Source organism: Burkholderia sp. HI2500, from assembly GCF_002223055.1.
Taxonomy (GTDB): Bacteria; Pseudomonadota; Gammaproteobacteria; order Burkholderiales; family Burkholderiaceae; genus Burkholderia.
In genome coordinates, this window is sequence record NZ_NKFL01000006.1 from 3,101,629 (window position 1) to 3,114,420 (window position 12,792).

Here is a 12,792-nt window from a genome sequence, read left to right on the forward strand (position 1 = left end):
ACGTTCAGTGCGCGAGCTGGACGGGTTCCGCCGTGCGTTCCGGCAGGCCTGCGCTGCGATCGAGGCGACCGCTCAGGGCGGTGAGCGCGAATGCGCCGAGCGTGACGGCTGCCGCGATCCACGGCGTATGGCCGAGGCCGACGTGCGCGACGATCACGCCACCGAGTGCCGAGCCGCCCGCGACGCCGAGGTTGAACGCGGCGATGTTGAAGCCGGATGCGACATCGGTGGCGTCAGGCGCGAAGTGCCGTGCCTGCTTCACGACGTACACCTGCAGGCCCGGCACGTTGCCGAACGCCACCGCGCCCCACGCGAGCATCGTCAGCACGGCGAGCCATTTGACGTGGATCGTGAAGGTGAGCGCGAGCAGCACGATCGCGAGCAGCAGGAAGATCCGCTTGAGGGCCTTCACGGGGCCGACGGCGTCCGCGAGCTTGCCGCCCCACACGTTGCCGAACGCGACCGACACGCCGTAGCCGACGAGCACGAGGCTGACCTGCGACGGCGTGAAGCCGGCGATCTGCTCGAGCAGCGGGGCCATGTACGTGAACGCGATCAGCGAGCCGCCGTAGCCGACGGCCGTCATCGCATAGACCAGCAGCAGGCGCGGTTGCGCGAGCACGCGGAACTGGCGGGCGAGCGGCGCGGGCGCCGTTTGCGGCAAGCCGCGCGGCACGAAGGCCACCGCGCCGACGAACGCGACGAGGCCGAACAGCGCGACGACCAGGAAGGTTGCGCGCCAGCCGAAGTGCTGGCCGATGAAGGTGCCGAGCGGAATGCCGGCGACGAACGCGACGGTCATCCCGCTGAACATCGTCGCGATCGCGCTGGCGGCCTTCTCCTTCGGCACGAGCGTGGTCGCGATGATCGAGCCGACCGAGAAGAACACGCCGTGCGCGAGGCCGGTGAGAATGCGCGCGACGATCAGCGATTCGTAGCCGGGCGCCTGCCACGCGACGAGGTTGCCGACGGTGAACAGCGCCATCAGCGCGGCGAGCAGGGTCTTGCGCGGCACGCGGCCGGTGAGCGCGGTGAGGAGCGGCGCGCCGATCGCGACGCTCAGTGCGTAAAGGCTGACGAGCAGGCCGGCGGACGGCAGGCTGACGCCGAGGTCGGCGCCGATCGTCGGGATCAGCCCGACGATCACGAATTCGGTGGTACCGATGGCAAATGCGCTGATGGTCAGCGCAAGCAGGGCGAGTGGCATGACGGGTGCTCCAGGGTCCGGTGAGGATGGAGCGCAGTGTGCCGACTTTACTTTTGCTGAAAAACAGGTCTATAAACCAAATTGTTTTGATTTGAAATCAAGAATGCAGCGATGAAGATTACGCTCGACGAACTCCAGGCCTTTGCCGCCGTGGTCGACTCCGGTTCGATCACGGCGGCCGCGCAGCAGCTCGACCTCACGGTGTCGGCGACGAGCCGCACGCTCGGGCGGCTCGAGGAGAAGCTGAAGACCACGCTGCTGCGCCGGACCACGCGCCGGCTCGAGCTGACCGAGGAAGGGCGCGCGTTCCTGCAGGACGCGCGCGCGATCATCGAATCGGTCGAGACGGCGGAAGAGCAGATGCTCGCGCGGCGCGAGATGCCGTCCGGGCGGCTGCGCGTGGATGCGGCGACGCCGTTCATGCTGCACGTGATCGTGCCGCTCGTGCGCGGCTACCGCGAACGCTTCCCGAAAGTCGAGCTGGAACTGAACAGCAACGAGGGCATCATCGACCTGCTGGAGCGGCGCACCGACGTCGCGTTCCGGATCGGCCGGCTGAAGGATTCGACGCTCCACAGCCGCCGCATCGGCGCCAGCCGGATCCGCATGCTCGCGAGCCCAGAGTACGTGGCGGCGCACGGCCAGCCGCGCAAGGTGGAGGATCTCGACAAGCACACGCTGCTCGGCTTCACGCAGCCCGAATCGCTGAACGTGTGGCCGATCCTCGGCACCGACGGCGAGCCGTGCCGCATCGAGCCGGGCATCCGCTCGTCGAGCGGCGAGACGCTGCGGCAGCTCGCGCTCGATGGCGCGGGCGTCGTCTGCCTGTCGGATTTCATGACCGCGCAGGATCGCGACGCGGGCCGGCTCGTGCAGGTGCTCGCGCGCCAGACGCTGGAGGTCGAGCAGCCGATCCACGCGGTGTACTACCGCAATACCGCGATCTCGTCGCGGATCGCGTCGTTCGTCGATTACCTGATCGAAGCGCTGGGCGGCAGCGGCAGCGATGCGCCGGGGCGGCGCAAGGCGGCGTCGTGGATGGAGCCGCGGTAACGGCGGCCGGGACGACGGGGCGGGTTACGCCCCGTGCGGTTTGACGTGCGATCCGGCGTACCCCACTGGGGCACGCCGTCGCGTGGCGGTTACGCCTCTTCGGACCACGACATCCCGTCGCGCGCGAGCAGCGCCGACGAAGCCGCGGGCCCGAACGTGCCGGCCGTGTACAGGCGCGGCCGGTCGCCGAGCTGCTTCCAGCCGTCGAGGATCGGCTCGACCCACGACCATGCGGCTTCGAGCTCGTCGCGGCGCATGAAGTGCGTGAGGCGGCCGCGGATCACGTCGATCAGCAGACGCTCGTACGCTTCCGCGCGCCGCTCCGGAATCGCCTGCTGCAGGTCGAGGTTCAGGCTCACGGGCACCATGTTCATCCCGCTGCCTGGTTCCTTCGCGAGCATCTGCAGCTGGATCGACTCTTCCGGCTGGAGCTGGATCACGAGACGGTTGCTGTAGTGGCGCGGGCCGGTCGGGATGATCGAGAACGGCATGTCCGCGAACTCGATCACGATTTCCGACTGGCGGCGCTGCAGCCGCTTGCCGGTGCGCAGGAAGAACGGCACGTTCGCCCAGCGCCAGTTGTTGATGTGCGCGCGCAGCGCGACGAAGGTTTCCGCGCGGCTGTCCGCCGGCACGTTGTCTTCCTCGAGATAGCCCTTCACCGGCTGGCCGTCGACCGCGCCGGCCGTGTACTGGCCGCGCACCGTGTCGCGCGCGACGTCGGCCACCGCCATCGGCCGCAGCGAGCGCAGCACCTTCAGCTTCTCGTCGCGCACCGCGTCCGGGTCGAGCGACACCGGCGGCTCCATCGCGACGATGCACAGCAGCTGCAACAGGTGGTTCTGCACCATGTCGCGCAGCGCGCCGGTATGGTCGTAGAAGCCCGCGCGACTGCCGACGCCCACCGTCTCCGCCACCGTGATCTGCACGCTGCGGATGCTCGGCGCCTGCCACAGCGGCCCGAAGATCGGGTTGCCGAAGCGCAGCACCATCAGGTTCTGCACGGTTTCCTTGCCGAGATAGTGGTCGATCCGATAGATCTGCGATTCCTCGAAGTGCTTGCCGACCGCATCGTTGATCGCCTTCGCGGACGCGAGATCGTGGCCGAGCGGCTTTTCGAGGACGACGCGCGAGTGCTTGTCGACGAGATGCGCGGCCGACAGGTTGTCGCAGATGGTGGTGAACAGCTCCGGCGACGTCGACAGGTAGAACACGCGGATCGCATCGCCGCGCGCCGCTTCCGCGAGCCGCAGGTAGTCGTCCGGCGCGTTCACGTCGATCAGCACGTACTTGAACAGGTCGAGGAAGCGGCTCCAGGCCGCTTGATCGAACGCCTTTTCGTCGATGAACGGGCGCGACTGCTCGTCCATGAACTTGCGATAGCCGTCGATGCCCCAGTCGCGGCGGCCGACCGCGATGATGCGCGTCTCGGGCGGAAGGTTGCAGTGCAGATGCGCCATGTACAGCGCGGGCAACAGCTTGCGGGCGGCCAGGTCGCCGCCGCCGCCGAAGATGATCATGTCGACGGGCCGGTCGGCTCCGGTCTGGGTAGGCTGATTCGTCATGGGAGGTTCGCGGTGTGAAACGGGGAACGTGAAACGAACGTCGGAGGCGTCGGGCGCCGGTACGGCAAAACCCTAATAGTGCACGCTTTTGATGGATTGCGTGCGTGTCCGTTTACTGTTGCGAAGCGGCCGGGCGGCGTATTGCCGTCGAAGGGACAGGAGTGAGCGCTGACATCGGGTTGGCTCGCCGGGAGCGGCGAGCGGCCGTTCGGCCCCAGCGCGTGAGGGCGGGCGTCGGCTGGCGCCGCCCGCGTGCGGCGATCGACGGGCGCGGCGGTTGTTTCAACCCGCCTGTTCCACCAGCGCCTGCACGTCATGCCCGGCCTTCGCGATGGCCGCTTGCACCGCCTCGGCGCCCAATACGGTGCCTTCCATGCGCACTTCGCGGATGTCGCTCAACCCGATGAACCCGAGCAGATGCTTCAGATAGCCGGACTGGTAGTCGAACGGTGCATACGGGCCTTCCGAAAAGACGCCGCCGCTGGCGGTGACCAGATAGACCTGCTTGCCTTCCACCGTGCCGGCGACGCCGCTTTCGCCATAGCGAAACGTGACCTGCGGCCAGATCACGCGGTCGAACCACGCGCGCAGCTGCGTGGACGGGCCGAAGTTGGTCATCGCGGAGCCGATCACGACGATGTCGGCGGCGCGCAATTCGTCGACCAGCGCTTGCGCCAGCTCGACGGCCTGCGCTTGCTCCGCGTTGCGCGCGTCGGGCGGCAGCATGCGGCCGACGATGTAAGCATCGTCGATATGCGGCAGCGGATCGGTGGAGAGATCGCGCAACGTCACGGTGCTGTTTGCGTCGCGCGCCGCGAGTTGCCGCGCGAGGTCGTGCGCGACGCGCGTGGACAGGCTGTCGGTGCTGCGGGGGCTGGAGGTGATCAGCAGGATGCGGCTCATGAGCGTTCCTTTCGGGATAAGATGAGAACCCGGTAACTTTTGATAACTCAGTTACCGAAAAGCATGTGGAATGCTAGGGTTCGCGCCCGGGCCCCACAAGAACGCACAGGGTTGTGCCCCAGTCACATCGATGTTCCTGCCACCATGCCCCGACCCAGCGAAGACGGCTGCCAGGCGACCCGCCAGATCCTCGACCGGATCGGCGACAAGTGGAGCCTCTACATCATCGCGACGCTGAACGACGGTTCGCGGCGCTTCAACGAGCTGAAACGCGAGATCGAAGGGATTTCGCAGCGCATGCTGACGCTGTCATTGCGCGGGCTGGAGCGCGACGGGCTGGTCACGCGGACGGTGTTCCCGACGATTCCGCCGCGCGTCGACTATGCGCTCACGCCGCTCGGCGCAACGCTGCTGGAGCCCGTGATGACGCTCGTCAGGTGGGCGGAGAAAAACAAGCAGCCGATCGCGCAAGCGCGCGAGCGTTTCGACGAGGCGGCCGAGGCGGTGCCGAAGCCGGGCGAGGGCGTCGTTTACCGCAGTCGCTAGGGGCGGAACGCGGCCGCCCGCCGCGTCCCCGAACGTCGCGTGCGCTCAGCGCCCCAGCGCGTAGAACTCCGCATTCGGCCGCATGTTCGTCACGTTCGCGATGCGGTTGGACATGCCGAAGAAAGCCGAGATCGCCATGATGTCCCACACGTCTTCTTCGACGAAGCCGTGCGACTTGAGCGCGTCGAAGTCCGCTTCGCCCACCCGATGCGCGGCCTGTGACACCTTCATTGCGAAGTCGAGCATCGCCTTCTGCCGGGCGGTGAGATCGGCCTTGCGGTAGTTGGTGGCGACCTGGTCGGCGATCAGCGGATCCTTCGCGCGAATGCGCAGGATCGCCCCGTGCGCGATCACGCAGTACTGGCACTGGTTCGCGCTGCTGGTGGCCACGACGATCATCTCGCGCTCTGCCTTGCTCAGGTTGCCCGGCTTGTCCATCAGCGCGTCATGGTAGGCCATGAACGCGCGAAACTCGTCCGGGCGATGCGCCAGCGTCAGGAATACGTTCGGGATGAAGCCCGACTTTTCCTGGACGGTCGCGATGCGTTCGCGAATGTCCTTGGGCAAGTCTTCGAGCGCGGGCACGGGAAAGCGGCTGATGGGGGCGGTGTGTGCGGCGGTCATGAGGTCTCCTGGATAACGTGGCGCGGGCGTACTCGCTGCGCGAGCCGCCGTCCGAATGAAGCAGCGTGGGTGATCGTCAGCGGCGTCACGCGTTGACGTCGACGACGACGCGGCCGCGCACCTTGCCGTTGATCAATTCCCCGGCAAGCGGGATGGCGTCGCCCAGGCCGACCTGGTGGCTGATCGCGCCCAGCTTCCCGACGTCGAGGTCGGACGCGAGCCGGCGCCACGCTTCCAGGCGGTCGGCGCGCGGGCACATGACGCTGTCGATCCCGACGAGCGTGACGCCGCGCAGGATGAACGGCATGACCGTCGCGGGGAAATCGAAGCCCGCGGCCAGGCCGCAGGCGGTCACGACGCCGCGGTAGCGCGTGGTCGCGCACACGTTGGCGAGCACGTGGCTGCCCGCCACGTCGACCGCGCCGGCCCAGCGCTCCTTGCCCAGCGGCTTGCCGGGCTCGCTGAATTGCGACCGTTCGAGGATCTCCGCCGCGCCGAGCTGCCGCAGGTAGTCGGCATCGGCGGGGCGGCCCGTCACTGCGACCACGCGATATCCCAGCTTGGAGAGGATGGCGGTGGCGACGCTGCCCACCCCGCCTGCCGCGCCGGTCACCACGATCTCACCGTCGTCCGGGCGCACGCCGTGTCGCTCCAGCGCCATCACGCACAGCATCGCGGTGTAGCCCGCCGTGCCGATGGCCATCGCCTGTTGCGGAGAAAAGGCGGACGGCAGCGGCACCAGCCAGTCGCCGTCGACGCGGGCCTTCTGCGCGAGGCCGCCCCAATGCGTTTCGCCGACGCCCCAGCCGTTGAGCACGACCTGATCGCCGGGGCGATAGTCCGGGTGCGTGCTCGCTTCGACTTCGCCGACCAGATCGATGCCGGGCACCATCGGGAACTTGCGGACCACCGGGCTTTTGCCGGTGATCGCCAGCCCGTCCTTGTAGTTCAGTGTCGAATAGCCCACGCGTACCGTCACGTTGCCGGCGGGCAACTGCGCGTCGTCCAGCGTCTGGAGCCGGGCCTGCTGGCCGGTTTCATGCCTGTCGATCACGATGCCTTGAAACATGTGTCCTCCTTTCTAGACCGATCGTCTAGTTAATGGCAAAAAAATTCAGCGGCGCGGGAGTCCATTGAAGAAAAACTGCGTGAACAGGCTCAGTGGTTTGTCGCTGCGCTCCAGCTTCGCGCGCAGCACGGCGCCTTCCCAGCCGATCCAGAAGAATGCGGCCAGCTCGGCGGGGTCAGCCGAACCGGCCAGTTCACCGGCTTGCTGCGCGGCGGCCAGGCATTCGGCGAGGCGCCGTTGCCAGTCCTCGAACGTGGTGCGCAGGCGTTCGCGGAAGCTTTCCGGCAGCGTGCCCATTTCCTGTCCGAGGTTACCGATCAGGCAGCCGCGGCTGTACGCGTAGCGGGCCATGCCGTCGCGGGCGTCGTCGATGAATGCGCGTACGCGCTGCAGCGGCGAGCGTGCCGGGTCGCTGAAATGGCGGTCGAGCTTGCGGGCGAAGAATTCGGCGTAGCGGTCGATCAGTTCGAGGCCGAACGCGTCCTTGCTGTCGAAGTAGTGATAGAAGGAGCCCTTCGGCACGCCGGCGCGCCCGAGGATCTCGTCGAGCCCGGTGGCGGAAAAGCCCTTTTCGGTGAGGATCTCGAGCCCGGTGCGCAACAGCATGTCACGCGTGGCGACGAGGTCGTCGTGCTGCTTGGGTGGCCTGCCGCGGCGGCGAGGCGGATCGATTCGAGCGTCCATGGCGGAATAATAGACCGTTCGTCTCGAAAATCAATGGGTCGTGTGCGGAGCCGGTCGGACGGGCCGTCGCGTCGGCGCTGCGCTGCGGGTGTCACGCCCCGGCCCGCGCGTGGCGTCGTGCGAACGTGTCCGCGGTCAGGCGACGAACGGTGCGTCGACCTGGACCCTGCCGGTGTCAAGGCGGCGATCAGCTGCCGTACATGTGCTCGCAGAGCGCGACACTCGCGCCCAGCTTCCGCGACAGATCGGCGGCCGCATCCAGCTGCGGTCGATCCAGCTCGCCCGACTCGTGCGCGACACTGAGGCGGGATGCCGGACCGGAAAGCGTCAGCGCCGCCATGAACTTGTCGCCCGCGCCGAAGACCGGCACCGCGAACGCTGCCGTGTGCACATCGCGCGCACCCGCGGTGAAGAGGGGCAGTGCCGGCGATTTGTCATAGATCGGTTCGCCGAGCCCCCAGAAACGGATCACCTGGCTGATGGCCGTGTCGTCGAGCGGCAGCATCGTCCCCGCGAGCCGCGTTTCACGCAGGCCTTCGGACGGCTCGACCCGAAACAGGCAAAGCCGCTGCCCGTTGTCGTGCACGTAGTACGATGCGCTTTCTTTCGTGAGCGCGGCCAGCGCATGCAGCGCCGGTTCCACCACCGTGGATAGATGGAAAGACTGCTCGTACAGCTTGCCGAGGTACAGCACGCGGTGCCCCAGCGAATAGTTGCCGGACTGCGCGCGCACGACATAGCCCATTCGCTCAAGCGAGTTCATCAGCCGATAGACCGTCGTCTTGTGCATGCCGGATGCCTGCGACAGCGTCGCGAGCGATTGCGATTCGGCGCCGGGCTTGAAGCAGTCCAGCAGCGCAAGCGCCTTTTCCACGGCAACGACCCCGTCGTTTCCCATTTCTTCTCTCCCGTCGACATTCACTCGGAATTGTACAGAGTAAAACGCTGGTTTACCACGTAAAAGGGTAAACGCCAGTGCCCTGACGCATGCCCTCTGGTTATAGTGATTTCACCATGTACACCAGTGTTGTACAGAGTACAACGCACAACCCGAGGTCGAATCATGAGCAACCCATCCGCCAGCACTTCTCCGATCACTCGCGACATCGAACGCGTCTCGCCGGAACTCGTTCAGGCGGCCGCGCGCTACCAGGCCGCGATCCTGGCCGACGTCGCGGGCCGTCGCGGCACGGTGCATGGCCGTGTGCGGCCGTTGTCGCCGAAGATGAAGGTCGCCGGCCCCGCGGTCACGGTCGAAGTCCGCGCGGGCGACAACCTGGCGATCCATGCGGCGCTCGCCGTCGCGAAGCCGGGCGACGTCGTCGTGGTCGACGGCAAGGGCGACATCTCGTGCGCGCTGCTCGGCGAAATCATGGCGGCGCAGGCGAAGGCGAGCGGCATCGCCGGCATCGTCATCGACGGCGCGGTGCGCGACGCGCACGAACTGGCCAACGGCGACTATCCGATCTTCTCGGCCGGCCTCAATCCGTGCGGCCCGACCAAAAGCATCGCGGGGCGCGTGAATGCGCCGATCTCGCTGGGCGGCACGGCGGTGAATCCGGGCGACCTGGTGGTCGGCGACGCCGACGGCGTCGTCGTCATTGCGCGCGCCGACGTCGCGCGTATCGTCGATCTGGCGCAGAAGAAGCTCGACGTCGAAACCGCGCGCATCGCAGCGATCCACAAGGGCGACCTTCGTCCGGGCTGGGTCGAGAAGGAGTTGCGCGCAGCCGGCATGCTGGCCGAAGGCGAGGCACTGTGATGCAGGCCGCTTCGCACAAGCCCGTGGTCCTGGTGACCGCCGCCGACCTCGCGCCGCAAGCGCTCGAGATGCTTGCGCAGTTCGACGTCGTGTTCGCCGGCAAGCAACCGACCGAGGACGACATCGTGGCGCTCTGCGCCCAGCACAAGCCGGTCGCGATCGTCGTCCGGTACGGCAAGATCAACGCCCGCATCATGGACGCCGCCGAAAACCTGCGGGTGATTTCGAAGCACGGCAGCGGCATCGACGTGATCGATCAGGACGCCGCTGCCGTGCGCGGCATCGCGGTGCGCGCCGCGGTCGGCGCGAATGCGGCCGCCGTCGCCGAGCACGCCTGGGCGCTGCTGCTCGCGTGTGCGAAGTCGGTTCCGCAGCTCGATATCCGCATGCGCGAAGGCCATTGGGACAAGTCGACGCACAAGTCCGTCGAACTCGACGGGCGCACGCTCGGCCTCGTCGGGCTCGGTGCGATCGGCCGGCGCGTGGCCGCGATCGGCGCGGCGTTCGGCATGAAGGTGCTCGCGTTCGATCCGTTCGCGAAGGAAGCGCCCGCCGGCGTGAAGCTCGTGCCGCTCGACACGCTGTACGCGGACTCGGACGTCGTGTCGCTGCATTGTCCGTTGACGGCCGACAACCGCCGGATGCTCGACCGCGACACGCTCGCGCGTTTCAAGCGCGGGGCGATTCTCGTCAATACCGCGCGCGGCGGCCTGATCGACGAAGCCGCGCTTGCCGACGCGCTGGCGAGCGGCCACGTGCGTGCGGCCGGGCTCGACAGCTTCGACGTCGAGCCGATGACGGTGCCGCACCCGTTCCAGCAGATCCCCAACGTGATCCTGTCTCCGCACATCGGCGGCGTGAGCGATGCCGCGTACGTGAACATGGGCAAGGGCGCGGCCGCCAACATCCTCGCGGTGCTCGACGAACGCGCGCACAGCGCGGCTTGAACCCTGGACATCGAGGTACGCATGTTTTATCTGACGAACCCCGACGTGCGCGAAGCCGACGTGTTCACGCGCATGCCGGAAAAGTTTCGCAAGCCGGACGTCCGCACGGAATGGGCGCGCGCGAATCGCGGCGGCATGGTCACGGATTCCTTTCTCGAAGGGCCGGTCTGGGATCCGGACGGCTATCTGTTCGTGACCGACATTCCGCACGGGCGCATCTTCCGCATTTCGCCGTCGGGCGACTGGGAGCTCGTCGTCGAATACGACGGCGAGCCCAACGGGATGAAGCGCTTCGACGCAGCGCACCTGATCATCACCGACTACCGGAACGGCCTGATGCTGCTCGATATCGAGCGCGGTGAAATTCGCCCGTATCTCGAGCGCCGCAACACCGAGCGCTTCAAGGGCGTGAACGACCTGACGTTCGACTCGGCCGGCAACCTTTATTTCACCGACCAGGGGCAGACCGGGCTGCACGATCCGACGGGCCGCGTGTATCGGCTCTCGCCCGACGGCAAGCTCGACATGCTGGTCGGTACCTGCCCGAGCCCGAACGGCCTCGTCCTGTCACGCGACGAGAAGGTGCTGTTCGTCGCGATGACGCGCGGCAATGCGGTGTGGCGCATGCCGCTGCAGGCCGACGGATCGGTCACCAAGGTCAGCCCGTTCTTCACGTCCCACGGGCCGAGCGGCCCCGACGGCCTCACCGTCGATCTCGAAGGCCGCCTGTTCGTCGCGAATCCGGGGCTCGGCCGCGTGTGGGTGCTCAACCACTGCGCGGAGCCCGTCGAGATCCTGACCGGGCCGAAAGGGGCGTCGCTCACGAGCGTGTGCTTCGGCGGCGCCGACATGAAGACGCTCTTCATCACCGAATCGACGTCCGGTTCGGTCCTGAAAGCGGACATGCGCATTGCCGGCCCGTTGCCGAAACAGGCCGCGAACAAGGACTGAAACCCGCGAACCGGGAAGCCGCTCGCCGGTTTCCCGCCCGTATGCCGAAAGATCGCGCCGCCAGTCGCGCGACGAAGGAGACAAGCATGACCATTTCGCACGCGCTGCGTGCCGGCGATGACGCACCGCGTGCCGACGCATCGTCCGTGGAGCGCCTGGGCGGCGATGATTACGCGGCCAGCGAGCGCACGCTCGCGAAGGCGTTCCGGCGCATTCTGCCGTTCATCTTCGTCTGCTACGTGATCAGCTATCTCGACAGGACCAACGTCGGTTTTGCCGCGCTCACGATGAACAAGGATCTCGGTCTGACGGCCGAGCAGTTCGGTGTCGGTGCCGGCCTGTTCTTCATCGGCTACTTCCTGTTCGAGATTCCGAGCAACCTGATCATGCAGAAGGTCGGGGCGCGCGTGTGGATCGCGAGAATCATGATCACGTGGGGCCTGTTCTCGATGGCGACGGCGTTCGTCACCGGACCGAAAAGCTTTGCGGCGGCGCGCTTTCTGCTCGGGCTCGCCGAGGCGGGGTTCACGCCCGGCATCTACCTGTATTTCACGCACTGGTTTCCCGGCAAGTGGCGCGCGAAGGTGACGGCCGCCTTCCTCGTCGGCATCCCCGTCGCGAACATGATCGGCTCGCCGATTTCCGGCGCGCTGCTCGAACTCGGCGGCCTGCACGGGCTGCGCAGCTGGCAGTGGCTGCTGCTGATCGAAGGCGTACCGGCCGTGATGCTCGGCATCGCGTGCCTGTTCGTGCTGGCCGACCGTCCCGAGAAAGCCGCGTGGCTCAGTGACGAAGAGAAGGCGTCGCTCGCGAAGCGCCTCGCGTTCGAGCAGCGCGACATCGGCGCGAAGCACGGCAGCAACCTGCGCGACGCGATGACGAACTGGCGCGTGTTCGTGCTCGCGTTCGTCAACTTCTGCGGGATCGTCGGCTCGCTCGGCGTCGGCTTGTGGATGCCGCAGATCATCAAGCAGTTCGGCGTCGAACACGCGGTGGTCGGCTGGCTGACGGCCATTCCGTATGCGATCGGCGCCGTTGTGATGCTCTGGTGGGCGCGTCTTGCCAATCGCGCGGCCAACCGCATTCCGTATGTCGCCGGTGCGCTGGCGGTTGCCGCCGTGGCGTTGTGCGCGAGCGCCTTCATTCATGCGCCGGTTTTCAAGCTGATCGCACTGTGCGTCACGGTGAGCGGGATCCTCGCGTTCCAGGCGACGTACTGGGCCATCCCGTCGGGATTCCTCACCGGCCGTGCCGCCGCGGGCGGACTCGCGCTGATCGTGTCGGTCGGCAATCTCGGCGGCTTCGTCGGGCCGTCGCTGATCGGCGCGCTCAAGCAATTCTCCGGCGGCTTCACCGCGCCGCTCATCGCCGTGTCGGGTGTGCTGCTGCTCGGCGCGTTGACCATCGCGTGGCTCGGCGATCCGGGCTCGGGCGCCGGCGAAGCGCGTGTTGCCCGCGAGCCGTGAATTTTCCTTCGTCAG

Annotated in this window: 13 protein-coding genes; 6 read left to right on the forward strand and 7 right to left on the reverse strand. The window is 67.2% G+C overall.

The genetic code is table 11. The annotated features are described in order from the left end of the window. Positions 1-4: 4 nt before the first annotated feature. On the reverse strand, positions 5-1,207 hold the full coding sequence (locus CFB45_RS31765) for an MFS transporter (protein WP_039349950.1): 1,203 nt from the start codon (positions 1,205-1,207) through the stop codon (positions 5-7). A 111-nt stretch (positions 1,208-1,318) separates the two neighbouring features. On the opposite strand from CFB45_RS31765, the gene CFB45_RS31770 reads away from it, so the two are divergent. Further along, a complete protein-coding gene (locus CFB45_RS31770) occupies positions 1,319-2,260 on the forward strand; it encodes a LysR family transcriptional regulator (RefSeq protein WP_089428942.1) in 942 nt (313 codons plus the stop codon). Positions 2,261-2,349: 89 nt separating this feature from the next. Here the strand turns inward: CFB45_RS31770 and zwf are convergent, their stop codons facing one another. Together zwf and CFB45_RS31780 are read right to left on the reverse strand one after the other, a co-directional pair. Continuing rightward, on the reverse strand, positions 2,350-3,825 hold the full coding sequence (gene zwf, locus CFB45_RS31775; protein ID WP_089428943.1) for a glucose-6-phosphate dehydrogenase: 1,476 nt from the start codon (positions 3,823-3,825) through the stop codon (positions 2,350-2,352). A gap of 282 nt (positions 3,826-4,107) precedes the next feature. Further along, a complete protein-coding gene (locus CFB45_RS31780; RefSeq protein WP_089428944.1) occupies positions 4,108-4,728 on the reverse strand; it encodes an FMN-dependent NADH-azoreductase in 621 nt (206 codons plus the stop codon). Positions 4,729-4,839: 111 nt separating this feature from the next. Between CFB45_RS31780 and CFB45_RS31785 the strand changes: the two genes are divergently transcribed. Next, positions 4,840-5,274 carry a winged helix-turn-helix transcriptional regulator gene (locus CFB45_RS31785; protein WP_179255118.1) on the forward strand — a complete coding sequence of 145 codons (435 nt, stop codon included), beginning with the start codon at positions 4,840-4,842 and terminating at the stop codon, positions 5,272-5,274. Between the two features lie 45 nt (positions 5,275-5,319). On the opposite strand, the gene CFB45_RS31790 is transcribed toward CFB45_RS31785, so the two are convergent. From CFB45_RS31790 to CFB45_RS31805, 4 genes are all read right to left on the reverse strand, one after another. Next, complete coding sequence (locus CFB45_RS31790; RefSeq protein ID WP_089428946.1) at positions 5,320-5,898, reverse strand: peroxidase-related enzyme; 579 nt, start codon at positions 5,896-5,898, stop codon at positions 5,320-5,322. Between the two features lie 85 nt (positions 5,899-5,983). Continuing rightward, entirely contained in the window at positions 5,984-6,967 is a 984-nt protein-coding gene (acuI, locus tag CFB45_RS31795; RefSeq protein WP_089428947.1) for an acrylyl-CoA reductase (NADPH), read from the reverse strand. A gap of 45 nt (positions 6,968-7,012) precedes the next feature. After that, on the reverse strand, positions 7,013-7,651 hold the full coding sequence (gene acuR / locus CFB45_RS31800) for an acrylate utilization transcriptional regulator AcuR (RefSeq protein ID WP_089428948.1): 639 nt from the start codon (positions 7,649-7,651) through the stop codon (positions 7,013-7,015). Between the two features lie 187 nt (positions 7,652-7,838). Continuing rightward, a complete protein-coding gene (locus CFB45_RS31805) occupies positions 7,839-8,549 on the reverse strand; it encodes an IclR family transcriptional regulator (RefSeq protein WP_089428949.1) in 711 nt (236 codons plus the stop codon). A gap of 165 nt (positions 8,550-8,714) precedes the next feature. Here CFB45_RS31805 and CFB45_RS31810 point away from each other — a divergent pair, with 165 nt between their 5' ends. The 4 genes from CFB45_RS31810 to CFB45_RS31825 all read left to right on the forward strand — a co-directional run bounded on the left by CFB45_RS31810 (position 8,715) and on the right by CFB45_RS31825 (position 12,777). Continuing rightward, complete coding sequence (locus CFB45_RS31810) at positions 8,715-9,413, forward strand: methyltransferase (RefSeq protein ID WP_089428950.1); 699 nt, start codon at positions 8,715-8,717, stop codon at positions 9,411-9,413. Further along, on the forward strand, positions 9,413-10,360 hold the full coding sequence (locus CFB45_RS31815) for an NAD(P)-dependent oxidoreductase (RefSeq protein ID WP_089428951.1): 948 nt from the start codon (positions 9,413-9,415) through the stop codon (positions 10,358-10,360). The genes CFB45_RS31810 and CFB45_RS31815 overlap by 1 nt, the downstream gene beginning before the upstream one ends. A 21-nt stretch (positions 10,361-10,381) precedes the next feature. Continuing rightward, positions 10,382-11,311, forward strand: a complete 930-nt coding sequence (locus tag CFB45_RS31820) for an SMP-30/gluconolactonase/LRE family protein (RefSeq protein ID WP_089428952.1) — start codon at positions 10,382-10,384, stop codon at positions 11,309-11,311. Between the two features lie 86 nt (positions 11,312-11,397). Further along, a complete protein-coding gene (locus tag CFB45_RS31825; RefSeq protein ID WP_089428953.1) occupies positions 11,398-12,777 on the forward strand; it encodes an MFS transporter in 1,380 nt (459 codons plus the stop codon). Positions 12,778-12,792: the final 15 nt, after the last annotated feature.

Coding starts and splice junctions, on each gene's coding strand:
- CFB45_RS31815 (WP_089428951.1), top strand. CDS start 9,413: ATGCAGGCCGCTTCGCACAAGCCCGTGGTCCTGGTGACCGCCGCCGAC.
- acuI (WP_089428947.1), bottom strand. CDS start 6,967: ATGTTTCAAGGCATCGTGATCGACAGGCATGAAACCGGCCAGCAGGCC.
- CFB45_RS31810 (WP_089428950.1), top strand. CDS start 8,715: ATGAGCAACCCATCCGCCAGCACTTCTCCGATCACTCGCGACATCGAA.
- CFB45_RS31765 (WP_039349950.1), bottom strand. CDS start 1,207: ATGCCACTCGCCCTGCTTGCGCTGACCATCAGCGCATTTGCCATCGGT.
- zwf (WP_089428943.1), bottom strand. CDS start 3,825: ATGACGAATCAGCCTACCCAGACCGGAGCCGACCGGCCCGTCGACATG.
- CFB45_RS31825 (WP_089428953.1), top strand. CDS start 11,398: ATGACCATTTCGCACGCGCTGCGTGCCGGCGATGACGCACCGCGTGCC.
- CFB45_RS31820 (WP_089428952.1), top strand. CDS start 10,382: ATGTTTTATCTGACGAACCCCGACGTGCGCGAAGCCGACGTGTTCACG.
- CFB45_RS31790 (WP_089428946.1), bottom strand. CDS start 5,898: ATGACCGCCGCACACACCGCCCCCATCAGCCGCTTTCCCGTGCCCGCG.
- acuR (WP_089428948.1), bottom strand. CDS start 7,651: ATGGACGCTCGAATCGATCCGCCTCGCCGCCGCGGCAGGCCACCCAAG.
- CFB45_RS31780 (WP_089428944.1), bottom strand. CDS start 4,728: ATGAGCCGCATCCTGCTGATCACCTCCAGCCCCCGCAGCACCGACAGC.
- CFB45_RS31805 (WP_089428949.1), bottom strand. CDS start 8,549: ATGGGAAACGACGGGGTCGTTGCCGTGGAAAAGGCGCTTGCGCTGCTG.
- CFB45_RS31770 (WP_089428942.1), top strand. CDS start 1,319: ATGAAGATTACGCTCGACGAACTCCAGGCCTTTGCCGCCGTGGTCGAC.